Below are 17,586 nucleotides of genomic sequence, written 5' to 3' on the forward strand. Positions count from 1 at the left end.
GGTCAGCGCCCCGCTGGCCCGGCCGCGGTCGACAGGCCGGCGGGGAACAGGATTCCGGCGGACGGCAGATACACTGGTCCACCATGACTGACTCTGCGGACCCGGTGGCGTCCCTGCCCTCCGACACCACCTTCGACCCGGGAATCCGGATCGGGACCACCGACGGCAAACCCTCCCACGGCCGGACCGGTGTGATCCACACCCCGCACGGTGACATCCACACCCCGGCGTTCATCCCCGTCGCGACGAAAGCCACCGTGAAGACCCTCACCCCCGAGCAGGTGCGGTCCACCGGTGCCGAAGCGATTCTCTCCAACGCCTACCACCTCTACCTTCAACCGGGTGAGGACATCGTCGAAGAGGCCGGAGGGCTCGCCGAGTTCGAGAACTGGCACGGTCCGACGTACACCGATTCGGGCGGATTCCAGGTGATGAGCCTCGGCGTGGGCTTCAAGAAGGTACTGGCCATGGATGTCGCCAACCTGACCGAGGGGGACATCCGGGCGGCGAAGAAGGAGAGGATGGCCCTCGTCGACGAGGACGGCGTGGACTTCAGGAGCATCATCGACGGCTCCTCCCACCGGTTCACCCCGGAGAAGTCGATGCAGATCCAGCACAGTCTCGGAGCCGACATCATGTTCGCCTTCGACGAGCTCACGACCCTGGTCGACACGAGGCGCTACCAGGAGGAGTCCGTGGCCCGGACCCACAGATGGGCGCAGCGGTGCCTGGCCGAGCACGACCGTCTGACGACGCTGCGCTCCGACCGTCCCCGACAGTCACTGTGGGGGGTGGTCCAGGGGGCACAGTACGAGGACCTGCGCAGACAGGCCGCACGCGGCCTGGTCGAACTGTCCCGACAGGCAGAGGAGGAGGGACGCCGCGGTTTCGGGGGCTTCGGTATCGGTGGTGCCCTGGAGAAGGAGAACCTGGGTACGATCACGGGGTGGGTCTGCGATGAACTGCCGGAGGACAGGCCGCGCCACATGCTGGGGATCTCGGAACCGGACGACCTCTTCACCGCGGTCGCCGCGGGGGCGGACACCTTCGACTGTGTCGCCCCGACCCGGCTGGGGCGCCGCGGTGGTGTCTACACCCTCGACGGCCGTCTCAACCTCGTCGCCGCCCGCCACCGGCGCGACTTCATCCCCATCCACACGGAGACCGGCGGGTACGTCAACGCGAACTACACCCGGGCCTACATCCACCACCTGCTCAAGGCCCACGAGTTCCTCGCCGGAACCCTGTGCACCCTGCACAACATCAATTTCATGATGACGCTGACCCGCAACATCCGACGTTCTGTCGAGGAGGGGCGCTTCGAGGAGTACCGGGACGAGTTCCTCGGCCGGTACTACGCCGGCAGGGCCCCGGAACTGCGCGGACGGTGAGAGCGGCCGAGACCGGTAGGGGTCACATTCTGCTGATCTTCCCTGACTCGTAGGCCTTCTCCAGTTTCTCGCCCTCCACGTCGAAGGTCGGAAGTACGCGGTCCAGCCACTTCGGCATGTACCAGGTGGCCCGGCCGGTGATGAACATGAGCGCCGGCACCAGTGTCATCCGGATGAGGAAGGCGTCGAAGAGGACGCCGGCCCCCAGTGCGAACCCGAACACCTTGATGAACGGCAGCGGCTGGGCGATGAAGGACACGAACACGGCGATCATGATCAGTGCTGCCGCCGTCACCACGCGGGCTCCCAGCGAGAACCCCCGGACCACGGAGTCTTCGACGGCGTTGAACCTGCCCGCCTCCCCCGTGGCCACCGCGCGGTGGGAGTGTTTCGTCCATCTCTCCCGCATCCGGGAGAGGATGAACACCTCGTAGTCCATCGCCAGTCCGAAGGTCACGCCGATGAGGAAGATCGGCATGAAGCTGATCAGGGGTCCGGGAGAGTCGATGAGACCCCACAGGCCCTCCTGCCAGAACAGAACGGTGACGCCGAAAGCTGCACCGATGGACAGCAGGAATCCTGCCGCGGCGACCACCGGCACCAGCAGGGACCGGAAAACCATGAGGAGCAGGATCAACGCGAGTCCGACGACGAGTGCCAGGTAGACGGGCATCGCCCCTTCGAGTCGGTCGGTGACGTCCTGCTGGATGGGTGTGAATCCGGTCAGTCCGGTGTCTACGCCGGTCTCGTCCTCGATCCGGGTCTGTTCACTGCGCAGCTGGCCGATGAGCTGGACCGTCTGTTCGTCGGTCGGCCCGGTTGTCGGGGTGACGAGGATCTGCGCGGTGGTACCGTCCTCCGAGGTGGCGATCAGCTGGGAGTGTTTCACACCGACATTGTTGGACAGGCGGTCCTTGACGGTGACGAATGCGGCCTGGGCGGGGTCCACACCGGAGGAGACCAGTGGTTTCAGTGACTCGGAGTCCGCCCGTACGCCGGAGGCGTCCACGAGGACCAGGAGCGGGGAGTTCCGGCCCGGACCGAACCCGTCCTCGATCAGTTCCGCGGACCTGCGCTGAGTGGTCGACTCCGGTGAGGTCATGTCCGAGGGGAGTGTGAGGTGGAGTCCACGCGCCGGGAGGGTGAGCAGGACGAGAACGACCACGACGAGGACGACGAACAGTCCGGGTGCCCGGTGGACGAGTGTGACCCAGCGGGTACCGAGGGTCGGGGCGGCCGTCTCCCCCGCACGAGGACGCCCCGGGTCTCCGCTGCTGCCGACAGTGCCGGTGACAGTGCCGGACTCCTGCTTCCGGTGCCGGCCTCCCGGTACCGGTACGGCTCCGGTGACTGAACCGGCGGCAGAAGCGGCGGCGGCACCGGCGGCGGCGTCTCTGCGGAACACCCGGTCCCCGCCGAAGCCGAGGAGTGCCGGCAGGAGCGTGAGCGCCACCAGAACGGCGATGAGGACGATCGCGGCGGCGGCCAGACCCATGTAGGTCAGAAACTCGATGTTCGCCAGCGCCAGGCCGACGAGGGCGACAATGACGGTGAAGCCCGCGAACACGACCGCGGATCCGGCGGTACCGGTCGACAGTCCGACCGCGTCCGGTCGCGACCGGCCGTGCCTCAGCTCGTCACGGTAGCGACTCATGATGAACAGTGCGTAGTCGATGCCGACTGCCAGCCCGATCATGATCCCCAGCACCGGGGTGATGTTGTTCAGTTGTACGAAAGCGGTGGCCCCGGTGATGCCCAGAGCGCCGAGAGCCACCCCGATCACGGCTGTGACCAGTGGCAGTCCTGCGGCGAGGAGGGAGCCGAAGGTGATGACGAGGACGATGAACGCCACCACCACTCCGATGAGTTCGCTGATCGGTTCGATCCGGATGGGGTCGCCGAAGCCGGCTCCTCCTGCCTCCGCCTGCAGGCCGGCGTCCCGGGCGATGTCCAGTGCCGCGTTGACCGCCTCCTTGTCTTCGGTGGTCACGTCCGCGGGAAGGTCGACATCGAAGGAGAAGCTGGTCGTCCCGGTCGTCCCGTCAGCACTGACGAGTGCCACGTTCGCGGCGTCCTCTTCGGCGACCTCCCGGGAAAGCCCTGACTGCGTCTCCTGTTCGATCAGCATCCTGGTCTGGGCGTCGTTGAGGGCCACGGGGTTGCCCAGCGACTCTGCCGCACCGAGGTCCCTCACGTTGTCCCGGACCGCCTGGACTGAGGCGTCCACGGCGGCGGAGACCTCGGGGTCGGTGAGTGTCCTGCCCTCGGGCGCCTTGTAGACGAGGGTCACTCCCGCATCCATCATCGGGTTCTTCGTTCCCGGGAACTTGTCCAGCAGCATCTGTGTGGCGTGCTGGGAGGGGACGCCGTCGATCGAGAAGAGGTCGTTGTACCCCTTCTGCACCGCAGCTGAAGCACCGCCGACGACCACGAGTATCCCCACCCACACCGCGAGGACGAATCTGCGGTGGAGGTAGGACCAGCGACCGAGGTGGAAGAGGAACGTTGCCATGGGCGACCATCCTAGGTGAAGCTGCTGGGAGGTACTCCGCGCAGACCCTGCGACCGGGACGCCTGTCCGACCTACCCGACTGCTACTCTGCTGTCCCGGCGTCCGCCGCTTCCCCGGCGCTTCCCGCGCTTCCCGCACTTCCGGCGGAGGTCACCACGGTCCCTCCCGGCACCGGGTCGACGACCCCGACCGGGAAGGCGTTGGCGAGGGCGGCAGCGAACAGTCGGGCGCGGGCCGCGTTCCCCTCGGCGTTGTAGTGGACGTCGTCACCGTCGAGGAACCATTCCATGTGTCCGGCGACATCAGACGCCCAGTCCCACACGACGACGTCCGGGTAGTCTTTCGCCACTCTTTCGAGAACCTCGTTGAACTTGACCATGTTGGCGTCGTTCCAGTGACCGGTGTCCAGGCGCGTCTTCGCCGTGGACCACATGACCCTCTGCCCTCTGAGCTGGTCGAGCATCATCCGGATCCTCGTCTCCTCGTCATAGGTGGCGCCGGCGGAGATGTTCGCGGCATCGTTGACGCCGGTGGCGATGACCCAGCAGGTGCCCTCCGGCTGTCCCTGCGCGAGCAGCTCGGCGACGGAGTCCACCGCAGACGGGTAGTCCTCGAAACCTTCGGTGGTGTTGCGCCCGCCGAAGACGCTCGTCACCACGTCGACCGCCCCGTACTCCAGGTAACGGTTCTCACCGGAGTCCGCCGGGTCGGGGAGCATGTCCGGATCGAAGATCCCCAGTGATGTCGAGTCCCCGACATGGATCACCCGGGTGCAGGCGGTCGCGGTGGCGGCCGCCCCTGCTCCGGGCGCGGAGCCCGCGGCGGGGTCGGAGGGGGCGCCGGGTTTCGCGGCACCTGACCCGTCGAGTTCCATCCTCATGCCGGGACCGTGACTTCCCGACACCGTCGCCCCGTCCGGATCTGCGACTACGGCAGGCGCGCCGATGACGACCACGGCGGAGAGGACCACTGCAGCCCCCGCTCCTGCGTAACTCTGCAGACTGACCCGGGCACGCACCGGGGCGTCCCCGGTCTCCGGTCGCATACCGCTGCCGCCCCCGTCGTGGACCGGGGTGCTCGACCGTCGCTGCGCCCACCACTGCTTCACCGGACCGACGACCCCGTGACGGCGGATGGGATCCTCAAGGTACCTCCAGCTCAGCGCAGACAACAGGACCGAGATGACGGCCACCAGGCCGGCGGAGAGCGCGAGCCGGTCACTGAGCCACGCTGAGGGGAGGAAGGCGATGACCGGCATGTGCCAGAGGTAGATGCCGTAGGAGCGTTCGCCGAGCCACCGCATCGGCAGGCAGCCGAAGACCCGGGACCACAGACCCGTGGGACGGGACACGGCGAGCACGGCACAGACGGCCGCCACAGTCAACAGAGCGGTTCCCCCGTGGTACAGGAACATGCTGTCCCGGTCGACCAGGACGACCATGGCGACGATCCCCGTCACACCTGCGGCTCCCAGTAGCACGGAGGCGGGGCCGTCCGGGGTGGTGGACTTTCCTGCGGCGCGGCGGGAGGACAGCCATACCGCCAGTGCTGCGCCGAGTAGCAGGCCCCCGGCGCGGGTGTCGGTTCCCTCGTACACGCGGGTGTTGTCCGCCCCCGGAACGGCGAGAACCCACATGAGTGCGAAGGACGCCACGGCGACCAGGACGGTGGCGACGGCGACGGGTCCCCTTCTGCCCCGCAAGATGAACAGCATGACGAGCAGCAGCAACGGCCACACCAGGTAGAACTGTTCCTCCACGGACAGGGACCACATGTGGTCGAGGGCACCCGGCCCGGCGAAGTTGTCGAAGTAGGAGCTGCCGGCGAGGATCGTGTGCCAGTTGTTGACGTACAACAGGGTGGACAGTGCCTCACCGGCGCGTGTGGTGAGGGATCCGCGGTCCAGGGCTGCGGTGAGGATGAGGGTGGCCACGACTGTGGCGATCATGGCCGGGGCCAGGCGGCGAAACCTGCGCAACCAGAATGTCTTCAGCCCGAGACCGCCGTGCCGGTCCCAGGAACGCATGAGGTTCGAGGTGATGAGGTATCCGGACAGCGTGAAAAAGACCCCCACCCCCAGCAGTCCACCGGGGAAGCCCGGGACACCGAGGTGGTAGAGGATCACCACGGTGACCGCGAGTGTGCGCAGCCCGTCCAACCCCGGGACATACGTGGTCCCCTTGTCCACCGGTTTCGGCACGCCGAACCGCCCTACCTTTCCGCATCTGCCGTCACCGGCCGTCTTCTGCCGTGCTCCGCCGCCCCCGGGTACGTGCAGTACCTGAGACTTCCACGGCTTCACATCATTTTTCCCCGGCCAAACATAGCACCATGGGAAGAAGTCTCCACGGTGAACCCGAGGATCTGCTCATGTTTTCCGCCGGAAGCGCCCGCCGGGCACCCCCGTGACACCCCTTGTATCTCCGCCCGTGCCTGTACCGTGCATGTCCCGTGCCTGTCCCGTGCCTGTCCCCGTCACTGTTCCCGAACTGAGGCGGTCACACTTCCGGGCGGCCGGCGTCCTTCAGCTTTTTCAGCCATTCGAGGAAGAGCCGCGTCTCTGCCGTCCCGAGAATCTCAGGGTGGGCGGCCGCCGTCTCCGCCACCGTCGCCGCGGCCAGATCCTCCCCTTCCCTCCCCTCCCCCGTGATGGCCCGGACCACCCCTTCACGCACTGCCGCAGACAGGTCCGGGTCAGGTGTGTCGAGGATGATCTGGCGCAGTGTGACACCGATGTTCGTCGCCAGGATGTGGGCGGCCGCCTGCTCCGGGGAGACTGCCAGCCTCCCCTGCTCCGCAGCTTCTGCGGTCAGTGACCTCAGCGCTTCCCAGGGACCGGACTGTGCCGCCGGAGAATAGCCCGGCTGAACTTTTCCGTACATCAGCGCGTAGAAGCCGGGATTGGCCAGTCCGCCGCCGCCGGCGCGAACGTGGTGATCCACTACAACTCCGGGTCCAGCCGGGCCGAGGCAGAGGAGACCCTCGCCGCGGTGGAGGCACAGGGCGTCCGGGCAGGGCTGCTGCAGGGCGACCTCACCTCCGCCGCAAACGTCGAGGCCCTGTTCGACGAGGCTGAGAAGATACTCGGCACGATCGACGTCGCGGTCAACACCGTCGGGAAAGTCCTGCGCAAACCGATCATCGAGACCACCGAGGAGGAGTACGACTCGATGTTCGACATCAACTCCAAGGCCGCCTACTTCTTCATCCGCGAGGCAGGCAGACACCTCGCGGACGACGGAAAGATCATCACCGCCGTCACGTCACTGCTGGCAGCCTTCACCGACGGGTACTCCACCTACGCCGGCGGCAAAGCCCCTGTGGAGCACTTCACCCGCGCAGCAGCCAAGGAGTTCGCGGACCGCGGAATCTCCGTGAACGCAGTGGCTCCGGGGCCGATGTACACCCCCTTCTTCTACGACCAGGAGACACCGGAACGCGTGGAGTTCCACAGGTCACAGGCCATGGGTAACCAGCTGACCCAGATCGAGGACATCGCCCCGATCATCCGCTTCCTGGCCACCGACGGGTGGTGGATCACCGGCCAGACCATCTTCGCCAACGGCGGATACACCACCCGCTGACGTCCGCTGGAGTCCGCTGAGGCCTTTCGACCCCGCGGGACCTGTCCTGTCCCGGAGTCACGCCGGGCGCGGAAACGGAGGAACCCCCGGCACACGGTGCCGGGGGTTCTGCTGCGGTGGCGGAGGGATTTGAACCCCCGGTCGTTGTTACACGACACTCGCTTTCGAGGCGAGTACCTTCGGCCGCTCGGACACGCCACCGCGGAAAAGGCTACATCACCGCACGGGCGGAACGGAAATCTACTTCCCGGTCAGCTTGTCGAGACCGCTGTGCAGGGCGTCCTTGACCTTGTCACCCTTGTCACCCTTCGCCACCTTGTCGATGGCCTCACCGGCCTTGCTCTCGATGGTCTCCCGGTTGTCGGAGACGGCGTTCCTGGCCTTGTCCGCGAACTTCTTCAGGTCGTCGATACCCATGGTGTATCCCTTCCAGGTCAGTGGAGTGCCGGAACGGTCCCGGCGTGCCCTGCCGAGAATACACAACACCTCACCTGCACACCCGGCGGGAACGCGGGTCAGAACTCACCCGTCGGACCGCCTCGGGGAGAAGAACGTGCGGAGAAGTCGGCCACACTCGTCGTCCAGGACCCCTCCCCGGACCTCGACCCGGTGCAGCGGAGACTCACGGGCCACGTCGAACACCGAACCGCAGGCACCGGTGCGCGGCTCCCACGCCCCGAACACCACCGCAGCGGTCCTCGCCCCCACCAGTGCTCCGGCGCACATGGCGCAGGGCTCCAGGGTGACCACGAGGGTGCAGCCCGTCAGTCGCCACGAGTCACCGTGGACCGCGGCGGCCGCGCGCAGTGCCAGGATCTCGGCGTGCGCGGTGGGGTCGGCGTCCGCTTCGCGACGGTTGGTCGCGGCGGCCAGTTCCCTGCCGTCCGGGCCGAAGACCACCGCCCCCACCGGCACGTCACCCCGGGGGGTGGACGCCGCGACCTCCAGAGCCCTGGCCATCCACATCCTGTCCCGGAGAACCGACTGTTCCACAGGAAGTCCACTGCCGACCACCTGCCGGCCGGTGCCCGTGTCAGTCATCGGTGAATTCGGAGAGCTCACCGTCGTAGAGGTCGGCGAGTTCGTCACCGAAGCCGAGCTCTTCTGCGATGGTGAGCAGCTGGCGGGAGGCGTAGATGTCGGGGTCGTCGAAGAGCACGGACAGTGACTGTTCCCCGACACCGAGGTCAGCGAGGATCCCGAAGTCACCTTCGGGCCAGGGCGCGTCGGGATCGTCGGCGTCCTCGATCTCTTCGTCGGAAGGTGCGTCCACCCCGAGTTCGTCGAGGATGTCGGACGCCAGGCGCACCCCGTCGACCTCGGGGTCGTCCTCGTCCTCGAGGGCGACGGTGGAGTCCCCCAGCAGGAGGCGGGCACCACCCGGCGCGGGGCGGACCAGCACAGACCAGTCGTCGTCGACACTGACCATGCCGAGCAGCACCCCCTCGGCGCGCATGGCCCGCAGTTCCGAGATCAGCGGGGCGAGCCCCTCCGGCACCGACCGTTGGACCACGCGCAGATGCCAGACACCGTCGGTCAGGTGCGCTGCGACAACGAAACCACTCATGCCCGCAACGGTAGTCGGCTTTGTGCCACACTTGGTAGGTGACTTCACCGAGCTCTGTCCCCTCCTCCGGCCCCGCACCGTCCCCGTCCCCCGCGGCCCCGCACGGCCCGGGCAGGTCGGGGCCGGTGTGCGTGCTCGGACTGGGGCTCATCGGCGGCAGTCTGCTCCGTGATCTGACGGCCGCCGGGATTCCCGCGTTCGGCTGGAACCGGTCACCGGAGACGGTCACCGCGGCCTCCGACGAGGGCTACGACGTCTCGGGGGACCTGCCGGCAACCCTGTCCCGCGCCGAGAGGGAGGACGCCCTGGTCGTCCTGGGGGTGCCCGTACCCGCCCTGCCGGACATGCTCGCCGCGGTGGCCCGCCACGCACCTTCGTGCGGGATCACCGACGTGACCTCGGTCAAGGGCGAGGTCCTGCGACTGGTGGGCCGGTACGGACTGTCCGGGAGGTTCGTCGGCGGTCACCCGATGGCGGGTACCGCCGACTCCGGCTGGGACGCCACGACCGAGGGACTGTTCCGTGACGCGGTGTGGGTGGTCACCACCGACGGCGCCGCCGGAGAGGACGCCACCGGGTACACCGCAGGTGAGAGTACCGGAGAGAGCGCCGGCGGTCCCGCCCCCGCCGACGTGGAACCGTGGCTGCGGGTCTGGCGTCGGGTGATCGACATGGCTGTGGCTGTCGGTGCGGCGGTGATTCCCGCCCGCGCCCGCAAACATGACAAGGCTGTCGCCCGTGTCTCCCACCTGACCCATGTCCTCGCCGAGGCCCTGGCAGTCACCGCGGACCAGGGTGGGGCACTGTCGTTGTCCCTGGCGGCGTCGAGCTTCCGGGACGCCACCCGGGTCGCCGGCACCGAACCGGGTCTGGTCCGGGCAATGTGCGAGAACAACAGGGACGCCCTGGTCACCGCACTCGACGAGACGATCGAGCTGCTCAACGGGGCACGGAGGGATCTCGCTGACCCTGACCATGACATCAGCGGACTTGTCGAGGCCGGTCACGATGCCCGGCTGCGGTACGAGGCCCGTGCGGGCCGGTCCGGGTCGGGGCAGGCCAACCGCCCGTTCATCCTCCTGCGCCCCGGGACACCCGGCTGGCTCGACCAGCTGCACTACGCCGAGAGTATCGGGGCCCAGATCGGGCTGCTGGAGGTCTGATCCCAGACACCTGCGGCCGGCCCAGTGCCGGCCCAGCGCCGGTCAGTACCAGCTCAGTGCCGGCCCAGCGCCGGTCAGGTCTGGTCGACCGGAGCGGCGGTGGATGCCGCCGGAACTGAGTCCGGGACCTGGCACTCGGCTTTTCCCCCGAGCCCGGGAAGCTCGGCGATGAGCGGTTCCATCGCTTCAGCGAGGGCTCCGGACGCCTGACGGGCTGTGGCGTCACTGCCGTCCCGTGACAGGACCGCGACAGCGAGGGGCACCTGGCTGCCCCGCTCACCGACGAGCCCGAACTCACGCAACAGGTAGTTCCCGTCCGGTTCGCCACCCCATCCGCCCTTGAACCGTGCCCCGGGCAGGAGGCCGAGGCCCCGGCGGTGCTCGGGCACGACCTGTCCCATCTGATCGAGCACAGGTGCTGAACCGTCGAGGCACGCCAGACGGTTGGCGAAGATGACCTGGTTGTCGAGACTCCAGTGGACGTCCCCGAATCCGCCGTAGTCTTCCCGGCCACGGTCACCTTCGGCGTCTGTGGGGTCACCGGCCTCCCGGAAGACGGCGTCCACCGCGGCGGAGGACTGTTCGTCGGTGCCCAGGGTCTGCCAGAGCCGCAGCGCGGCGTCATTGTCGGACATACCCAGTGCCAGCCGGAGATCCTCGGCGAGGTCGGCACCGTCACTGTCTTCCGCACTGTCGCCCGGACTGTCTTCGAGGGACTTCTGCACGGCGGCGAGAGCGACAGGCACCTTGACCGTCGACCATGCCCGGAGATCCTGTACAGCCCCGACATGGACCACCCCGCCTCCGGCGCGGAGACTGACCCCGACGGAGACGTCGTACCTTTTCTCCACGTCAGCGACCAGGGTGACGATCCTGGTGGTGACGGACTCCGCCTGGTCGTCGCTGGTCGGTCGGGCGGCCTGCGCCGCCGCACTCTGCAGCGCCGCCTGCGGCGGGGTCCCTGACCGGGAGTTGTCCGGGGAGTCGCGCAGAGCGGAGACGAAGACCGCGACACTGAGTATCAGCAGGAGGATGGCACCGAGGACCCACAGGCCGACCCGGTCTGCACCGGCGGATTCCGTGCCTGCAGGATCCGGGGTCCCCCGGAATTCGGCGTCCGGCTCCTCCCCGTCGCGGAGGTGATGTTCTTTCCTGCTGCCCACCCCCATGACCATAGAGCATGTGTGCGGGAAGCGACGAAAGGTCAGCAGGCGGTGCCGCTCACCCCGTGCGCGCCGGCGAGGACGCCGCTGATCCGGTCGACGAGGGTGTCCAGTGCGGCCGACCCCGACGCATAGCTTCCGTCGGCGGACACCACTTCTAGGGCGACGGGGACGAGGGTGCCATCGGCACCCGGCACGAGACCGAACTGCCTGACCTGGTAGGCGCCGGACAGGTCCGGCCCCCATCCGCCCTTGAACACGGCACCGGGAATTCTCCCGAGACCGTAGTCCTGTCCCGCCGAGATCTGTCCCATGGCAGTGAGCACCGGTCCTGCCCCGGCGAGGCACTGCAGTCCGGCAGCGAAGCGCGCCTGCGCCTGCGTGGTCCACACTGTCTGTCCGAAGGAGGTCAACCCGGGCCGGGTGACCGTGGTCTGCACACGGGTGGTGGTGTCACCGCCGTCGCGGAGCACGGCTTCGGTGGCTGCACCTGCGGCGGCAGGGTCACCCAGTGAGTCCCACAGTGCCTGGGCCGCCGCATTGTCGGAGGCGGTGATCGCCGACGTGACGTTCGCGCGGACGGTGGCGTCATCCGACAGGGATGTGCCGTCGGCGACGGCCCGAAGGGCGGCGACCGCGACCGGGACCTTGCTGGTCGACCAGGCGACGGGTCCCGGGGCCGCGAGTGTGCCCTCCAGTTCTCCCCCGGTGACGGGGACACCGTTGTCGAGGTAGGTCAGTGAGTACGGGACCCCGATGTCCACGACCGGGCCGGGGGCTGTGTCCGCAGGGACTGTGGAGGACGCCGCCCCCGGCGTCCCTGCGACGGTGGGGGCCGGGGCGGATCCGGTGACTGTGACGACAGTCGCCTGCCCGGCGTCCTGCGGGGCTGTTTCTCCGCCCCGGTCGCTGTCCGGGGTACCGATGACACAGCCTGTCAGGGTGGCCAGGGTGACTGCTGCGAGGGACGCCGACAGGACCGTGGTGCGGGCAGGGTTGTTGGACCGGGTGCGGGCGGGTGCCGGATCGGCCGCCGGGCCCGCCGGCCGGCTATGTTCAGGCGATGTAGACATTGGCGTTGTTTCCCCCGGTGCAGTGGACGTAACTGCCCGTGTCCGTGCAGGTCATCGTGTAGGTCAGCTGGGTAGTGGGACTGTAGGCGTTGACGGTCTGGTCGGTGTCACGGTCGGCGAGGTAGGCCTGGACGTAGGCGTCGCGGACGGCGAGAGCGAAATCGTCCGTGGTCGGCCCCGACTTCCAGATCGAGTTGAAGTCGCCGGTGGGGGCACCGCTGAGCGCTGCGGCGTTGACTGCGGTGACCCCGGAGGGCAGGGAGGGCCGGGTGGGCCGTGCCCCGGAACCACCGGCCGTGGAACTGTCGTCCGTTCCCCGGCCCTGCCCGCCACCGGAGCCCGGGTCCTGTGTGCCGCCTGATTCTCCCGGCGGTGGCACAACCACTGTGGTGACCGCCGTACCGTCTGACTGCCCGGACCCGCCGGAGCCGAAGAGACTGTCCCACCGCATCGCGAGGATCGTTCCCACCGCCGCGAGCAGCAGGACGACCAGGACCGCCACCACGATCCACGGTCCCCGGCTCTTCTGCCCTTCCGCACCTGTCACGGGCACCGGTCCGCCGTACCACGGTGCGCCTCCGGTCACGGGGCCGCCGTCCTGCCGACCGGGATCCTGGTACGGGATCTGCTGATCCCACTGGCCCGCACCCGCCTGACCCGCACCAGACTGGCCGGCACCCGCCTGGCGGAAAGGATTGTCGGTGAACTCCCGGTCCGGCCCGGACGGGGCGGACCCCGGGGTGACCGGCGGGAACATCCGGGTGGCGTCATCCATACCGTGGTCCGGGTCCTCCGGCGGGGTATGTCCCCAGCCCTGGGTCATGTCGGCACCTTTCCTGAGTTCTTTTGTTCTCCTGGGCATTCTCCTGAGCAGTTCCTCAGTCTAGGACACTGCCGGACGCATCAGGAGGTGACAGGCTGGGAAAGTGCCCCGGCAGGTCATGACCACGGGAAGTTCTCGGCGACGGGGACACCGTCCCCCTGACGCCAGCTGTTCGCGGTGACGACGGCGTCCGCGACCTCGGCCGCCACCCGGCATCCTGCCCGGGACACCGGTCCACCTCCGCAGGAGGAGACCATCCTCGCGGCGAGCTGGCGGTCAAGGGCGGGACGTACCCCCGCAGGTACGGTCTCCCCTCTGTCTGCCGCGAGCCGGAGCAGGTCGTACCCCAGGTCGTGGGTGAGGCACGCCGGGGTGAAGGACGCCGGCAGCGGCACGGGGGACGAACAGTCCCCCTCCGGGTCCGCGGGCATGCCGTCGACGGTCACGGGGACATACCCGAGGGCGTCGACCGTCCCCTCCGGAAGAGCTGCGATCCACGCCGCCGCACCGGCAGGAGCACCCCCGACGGTAACCGCAGCCAGATCCTGTGCCGCCGCGACGACACTGCCCGACGGCGCTGCGTCCTCATATCCCGGCGTCCCCACCACCTGGGGCGGGTCCGCCACGGCCGTCTCCGCAGACCCCGCCCCGGCGGCACTGCCTCCCAGGGCGGAGACGAGGAGGACGAGCAGACGGCCGAGGACCATGTTCCGGTGAATTCGCATGGTCCGGCACAGTAGGAATGACGGACCTGCCGGCGGATCCCCCTCCGAGGGGATTCTCACCGGCCCTACCCCGTCCCCCGACCACCGCACGAATCCCTCTCAGGGGGGATGTGTCCGTCACCGGACCGTCCTAGTGTCTGGAGACCATGCCCCCCACCGCACGTCGACCCCTCAGGCCCCTCAGGCCCCTCAGATCTCTCAAGTCGCTGGTGTCGTCACGTCCGGCGGGGGTACCCGCACCTGCGGTCCTGCTCACCGTGGTGCTGTTCGCCGTCGCCTGGCCCACGTTCCACCTCACCCACTCCCTGACCCCCGTCCTGGTTCCGGTGCTCTGCGCGACCGGTACCTGGCCGGTTCTCACCATGCACCGGAGACCCACGACCTCGTGGGCGGTGGTGGCGGCGTCCTGCCTGGTCTGTGTACCCCTGCACGACAGTCCCGGATTCGCCCTCGGATGGCCGGTCACGTTCCATCTGGCGTTGGCCGCGACCCTGGCGGCGGTGGTTCTGCAGGCCGACACAGTGCGGGTCTTCGCGGCCGTGGCCACGTCCACCCTCCTCATGCTCGCCAACCCGTCCCCCGTGGTTGTCGGGTGGGTCGTCGGAGTTCTCCTGTGGTCGGTTTTCTTCGTGCTGCTGCGGTGGCTTCTCGTCTCCCGCCGGCAGGTACGGGCGGAGACAGCGCGTGCCTCCGAGCAGTCCCGCCTGCGGGTCACCGCAGAGGAGAGGAACAGACTGGTCAGGGACCTCCATGATGTCGTCGCACACCAGATGTCGATGATCGTCGTCCAGGCACAGTCCGCGCCCTACCGGCTCCAGGGGGTGACCCCGGCGATCCACGCCGAATTCGACTCGGTCGCCGGCACCGCCCGTGAAGCCCTCAACCAGGTGCGGGAACTCCTCGGTGTGCTGCGCAGTGACGCCGCGACCGGGGCGACGACCCCGGTCGGTGCGGACCAGATCGAACCGGTGCTCACCGCCGCCCGACGGGCGGGGATGGACCTCACCTGGTCTGTCACCGGAGATCTCGGGCGACTTGACGGCACGACCGGAATCATCCTGCAGAGGGTGGTCCAGGAAAGCCTGTCGAACGCGTCCCGGCATGCCCCCGGTGCCACGGTGCTGGTCCGGATCACCGTCGACGATGACACGGCCACCGTCGTCACCGACAACGGTCCGGGTGTGGACGGTGCACCGGCCGTGCCCGAACACGGCGGGGGGACGGGGATCGCCGGTATGGCGGCGCGGGTGCAGGCGGTGGGGGGTACCTTCACCGCGGTTCCCGCCACCGACGGCGGGTTCACCGTCACCGCGGCGGTACCGGTGCATGTGCGGTCCCGGAAGACCCGGTGATAAGAAGACACGGTGGGAACAGGAGACACGGTGGGCACTGACGGTAGGTTGGGTTCCGTGGGCATCACCGTCACTGTCGTCGACGACCAGGCCATGGTCCGTCAGGGGTTCGCGGCACTTCTCGGTGCACAGCCGGACATCACTGTCGTCGGGGACGCCGCCGACGGTGCCGCCGCCGTGGAACAGGTCACCCGCCTCCACCCGGACGTGGTGTTCATGGACGTCCGCATGCCGGTGATGGACGGCCTGGAAGCCGCCCGCCGCATCCTCGCCTCCGGGCTGGACCCGGCACCGAGAATCGTCATGCTCACCACCTTCGACCTCGACGACTACGTCTTCGAGGCACTCCGGGCAGGATGCAGCGGATTCATGCTCAAGGACGCCCCGGCCGGGGAACTGGTACGCGCCGCACGCCTCGCCGTGTCCGGGGAAGCACTGCTCGCCCCCACAGTGACGAAGAGGCTCATCGCCGACGCCCTCGCGGCAGACCCCGTCAGACGGGACAGGACGCCACGGTCACGTCGTACCCTGGCCACCCTCACGCCGCGGGAACGGGAGATCCTCGAACAGATCGCCACGGGACGGTCCAACCAGGAGATCGCCGAGGTGCTGTTCATCTCCGAGGAGACCGTGAAGACTCATGTCCGGCGCGTCCTGCAGAAACTGTCGCTGCGCGACCGGGTGCAGGCGGTTGTCTTCGCCTACGAGAACGGGGTGGTGTGACGGGGCAGGAGTCAACGGTCTCCGGCTCAGAGAAGAAGCCCGTCGGTCCCGGGAACTGTCTCGGTGGTGGCCCCGGGAACTGTCCCGGTGGCGTCCTCCCTCCCGCCGGACGCACCGACCGACGGTTCCACCAGTGCCCGCAGCCTCTCGACGACCAGACGTGACCAGGAGCCCACAGTCTCGCAGGCCTCCGGAGTCTGCGGATAGCGCACCCGCAGGCGCATACCGTCGGAGTTGAGCACGAACCAGGCCATCACCCCGTCGGTCCTGATCCACGCCGACACATGCTGGGGGTGTGCCTCCGCAGGCACCTGAACCGGCAGACGGCGGTTGTCCAGCCACGACAGTGCGAACATTCCCGGTGTCTTCGGCATACCGCCCCAGGGTCGCAGCAGGGGTTCCAGGGGGTGGGAGCCCAGGCCGATGGCGTCGGAGACTGCGGCATCGCAGTCGAGCGGGTCGGCGGAGTCGCATTCGAGGACCGAGTTGGTGATGAACCAGCCCACCGAGTCCGCCCATTTCCTGCGGTCACCCTCCGGGCCCCGACGGGAATGGACCGGGAACACCGCGCGCAACGGCCCGGCGTCCATGAGATGGTTGACCTGCACCAGGACGCTGACGGCCAGCGGCAGCAGACGGACGCCGGCGTCATGGGCAACCGACTCCAGGGCGGCGACCCCGTCGGCGTCCAGCACGTCCACCACCTCGACGACCTCGTCGCGGGGGGCGGAGACGTCACCGAGGGTCAACGGGAACCTGGGCATCAGCCCTCCCCCGTCCGCCATGATCCGGGCCCAACGGTTACGCACCTCGTCGGGGGCGGTGGGCCTCCGCTCCAGTTCCCGGGTGTGGTCAGCAAAAGAAGGGACGCTCGGCCTGAGCCGCACCGGACTGTCGGCGGACAGTTCTGTGGACCGTCCCACCCCCGCTTCTTCACCGACCCCGAGGAAGGCGAGCATGTCGCGGACGAGCACCAGCAGGGACCAGGCGTCACCGTGGCAGTGGTCGAGTCCGATCACCGCGGTGCGGGTCCCGTCGTCGTGTGCCACCACGGTCATCCGGTACGAGGGAAGCCCGAAGGGTTCACACGTGGCGTCAAAGAGTTCACGCAGGACCTTCCGGGGGTCCTCTGACCCGTCACCGACCCGGCGCCACTGTCCACCTGTGACGATGATGTCGTGTGTGCGTACCAGTGTCGGAGAACCCGGCGGGGCGCTGCGCGAGGCCGGATCCTGGGTCAGTACCGTGCGCAACGTACCGTGCCGGTCGATGACCCTGCGCCAGGCGTCACCGATTCTGCCCAGCCCCACCGGTGGAATACAGAAGGAGACCGCCAGCCAGGAACCCGGGCGCGTACCGGCACCTGCGTGCATGCTCTGGTCGAATGATGCGGCATGACCGTCGGGGTGCGCCCCCGGTGCGGGGGCGACCGTCGTCTCGAACACATGAACCTGTCCTGCAGAAATGTCCATACGGGCTACAGTTGTGAGTCTCATGCCCCGCAATCTAG

15 protein-coding genes, 1 tRNA gene and 1 pseudogene are annotated in these 17,586 nt (G+C 68.4%); 5 read left to right on the forward strand and 12 right to left on the reverse strand.

The window, feature by feature from the left end; genetic code table 11:
• The first annotated feature begins 83 nt into the window (after positions 1–83).
• Positions 84–1,391, forward strand: coding sequence for a tRNA guanosine(34) transglycosylase Tgt (gene tgt / locus E0E18_RS07040; protein ID WP_130839913.1), 1,308 nt, complete (start codon positions 84–86; stop codon positions 1,389–1,391).
• Between the two features lie 22 nt (positions 1,392–1,413).
• Here tgt and E0E18_RS07045 read toward each other — a convergent pair whose 3' ends face one another.
• The 3 genes from E0E18_RS07045 to E0E18_RS13860 form a co-directional block, all read right to left on the reverse strand.
• Positions 1,414–3,903, reverse strand: a complete 2,490-nt coding sequence (locus tag E0E18_RS07045) for an MMPL family transporter (RefSeq protein WP_130839915.1) — start codon at positions 3,901–3,903, stop codon at positions 1,414–1,416.
• An 82-nt stretch (positions 3,904–3,985) separates the two neighbouring features.
• The gene (locus tag E0E18_RS07050) at positions 3,986–6,103 is read right to left on the reverse strand and encodes an acyltransferase family protein (RefSeq protein ID WP_130839917.1); all 2,118 of its coding nucleotides are present in this window, start codon (positions 6,101–6,103) and stop codon (positions 3,986–3,988) included.
• A 298-nt stretch (positions 6,104–6,401) separates the two neighbouring features.
• Positions 6,402–6,845 (reverse strand): hypothetical protein, encoded by a 444-nt coding sequence (locus tag E0E18_RS13860; RefSeq protein ID WP_161972249.1) that lies wholly within the window; start codon positions 6,843–6,845, stop codon positions 6,402–6,404.
• On the opposite strand from E0E18_RS13860, the pseudogene E0E18_RS07060 reads away from it, so the two are divergent.
• A pseudogene (locus E0E18_RS07060) lies at positions 6,810–7,487 on the forward strand (SDR family oxidoreductase); the annotation flags it as partial. The gene E0E18_RS13860 and the pseudogene E0E18_RS07060 sit on opposite strands and share 36 nt — an antisense overlap.
• Before the next feature lie 114 nt (positions 7,488–7,601).
• Here E0E18_RS07060 and E0E18_RS07065 read toward each other — a convergent pair.
• The 4 genes from E0E18_RS07065 to E0E18_RS07080 all read right to left on the reverse strand — a co-directional run bounded on the left by E0E18_RS07065 (position 7,602) and on the right by E0E18_RS07080 (position 9,054).
• Positions 7,602–7,688, reverse strand: a tRNA-Ser gene (locus E0E18_RS07065).
• A 39-nt stretch (positions 7,689–7,727) separates the two neighbouring features.
• The gene (locus E0E18_RS13990) at positions 7,728–7,970 is read right to left on the reverse strand and encodes a hypothetical protein (RefSeq protein WP_110480942.1); all 243 of its coding nucleotides are present in this window, start codon (positions 7,968–7,970) and stop codon (positions 7,728–7,730) included.
• Between the two features lie 39 nt (positions 7,971–8,009).
• A complete protein-coding gene (locus tag E0E18_RS07075) occupies positions 8,010–8,447 on the reverse strand; it encodes a nucleoside deaminase (RefSeq protein ID WP_130841289.1) in 438 nt (145 codons plus the stop codon).
• Positions 8,448–8,520: 73 nt separating this feature from the next.
• Positions 8,521–9,054, reverse strand: a complete 534-nt coding sequence (locus E0E18_RS07080; protein WP_110480941.1) for a tRNA adenosine deaminase-associated protein — start codon at positions 9,052–9,054, stop codon at positions 8,521–8,523.
• A gap of 125 nt (positions 9,055–9,179) precedes the next feature.
• Here E0E18_RS07080 and E0E18_RS07085 point away from each other — a divergent pair, with 125 nt between their 5' ends.
• Positions 9,180–10,217 carry a prephenate dehydrogenase gene (locus E0E18_RS07085; protein ID WP_130841291.1) on the forward strand — a complete coding sequence of 346 codons (1,038 nt, stop codon included), beginning with the start codon at positions 9,180–9,182 and terminating at the stop codon, positions 10,215–10,217.
• 74 nt (positions 10,218–10,291) lie between these two features.
• Here the strand turns inward: E0E18_RS07085 and E0E18_RS07090 are convergent, their stop codons facing one another.
• The 4 genes from E0E18_RS07090 to E0E18_RS07105 form a co-directional block, all read right to left on the reverse strand.
• On the reverse strand, positions 10,292–11,380 hold the full coding sequence (locus E0E18_RS07090) for a serine hydrolase (RefSeq protein ID WP_237559675.1): 1,089 nt from the start codon (positions 11,378–11,380) through the stop codon (positions 10,292–10,294).
• 41 nt (positions 11,381–11,421) lie between these two features.
• Positions 11,422–12,453, reverse strand: a complete 1,032-nt coding sequence (locus E0E18_RS07095; protein ID WP_237559676.1) for a hypothetical protein — start codon at positions 12,451–12,453, stop codon at positions 11,422–11,424.
• Entirely contained in the window at positions 12,437–13,276 is an 840-nt protein-coding gene (locus tag E0E18_RS07100) for a hypothetical protein (protein ID WP_130839921.1), read from the reverse strand. Before E0E18_RS07100 ends, E0E18_RS07095 begins: the two co-directional genes overlap by 17 nt.
• A gap of 116 nt (positions 13,277–13,392) precedes the next feature.
• A complete protein-coding gene (locus E0E18_RS07105; RefSeq protein WP_130839923.1) occupies positions 13,393–14,001 on the reverse strand; it encodes a hypothetical protein in 609 nt (202 codons plus the stop codon).
• A gap of 209 nt (positions 14,002–14,210) precedes the next feature.
• Here E0E18_RS07105 and E0E18_RS07110 point away from each other — a divergent pair, with 209 nt between their 5' ends.
• Together E0E18_RS07110 and E0E18_RS07115 are read left to right on the forward strand one after the other, a co-directional pair.
• Positions 14,211–15,353, forward strand: a complete 1,143-nt coding sequence (locus E0E18_RS07110) for a sensor histidine kinase (protein WP_237559677.1) — start codon at positions 14,211–14,213, stop codon at positions 15,351–15,353.
• 57 nt (positions 15,354–15,410) lie between these two features.
• On the forward strand, positions 15,411–16,076 hold the full coding sequence (locus E0E18_RS07115; protein ID WP_066588266.1) for a response regulator: 666 nt from the start codon (positions 15,411–15,413) through the stop codon (positions 16,074–16,076).
• 26 nt (positions 16,077–16,102) lie between these two features.
• Here the strand turns inward: E0E18_RS07115 and E0E18_RS07120 are convergent, their stop codons facing one another.
• Positions 16,103–17,572, reverse strand: a complete 1,470-nt coding sequence (locus tag E0E18_RS07120) for a condensation domain-containing protein (protein WP_227871151.1) — start codon at positions 17,570–17,572, stop codon at positions 16,103–16,105.
• Positions 17,573–17,586: the final 14 nt, after the last annotated feature.

It is taken from the genome of Corynebacterium neomassiliense, from assembly GCF_900626215.1.
In the GTDB taxonomy this organism is placed as follows: domain Bacteria; phylum Actinomycetota; class Actinomycetes; order Mycobacteriales; family Mycobacteriaceae; genus Corynebacterium; species Corynebacterium neomassiliense.

Bases quoted from the DNA above. Each gene is read 5' to 3' on its own strand.
- tgt (WP_130839913.1), top strand. From the start codon at position 84: ATGACTGACTCTGCGGACCCGGTGGCGTCCCTGCCCTCCGACACCACC.
- E0E18_RS07045 (WP_130839915.1), bottom strand. From the start codon at position 3,903: ATGGCAACGTTCCTCTTCCACCTCGGTCGCTGGTCCTACCTCCACCGC.
- E0E18_RS07075 (WP_130841289.1), bottom strand. From the start codon at position 8,447: ATGGCCAGGGCTCTGGAGGTCGCGGCGTCCACCCCCCGGGGTGACGTG.
- E0E18_RS07080 (WP_110480941.1), bottom strand. From the start codon at position 9,054: ATGAGTGGTTTCGTTGTCGCAGCGCACCTGACCGACGGTGTCTGGCAT.
- E0E18_RS07095 (WP_237559676.1), bottom strand. From the start codon at position 12,453: ATGTCTACATCGCCTGAACATAGCCGGCCGGCGGGCCCGGCGGCCGAT.
- E0E18_RS07100 (WP_130839921.1), bottom strand. From the start codon at position 13,276: ATGACCCAGGGCTGGGGACATACCCCGCCGGAGGACCCGGACCACGGT.
- E0E18_RS07105 (WP_130839923.1), bottom strand. From the start codon at position 14,001: ATGCGAATTCACCGGAACATGGTCCTCGGCCGTCTGCTCGTCCTCCTC.
- E0E18_RS07120 (WP_227871151.1), bottom strand. From the start codon at position 17,572: ATGAGACTCACAACTGTAGCCCGTATGGACATTTCTGCAGGACAGGTT.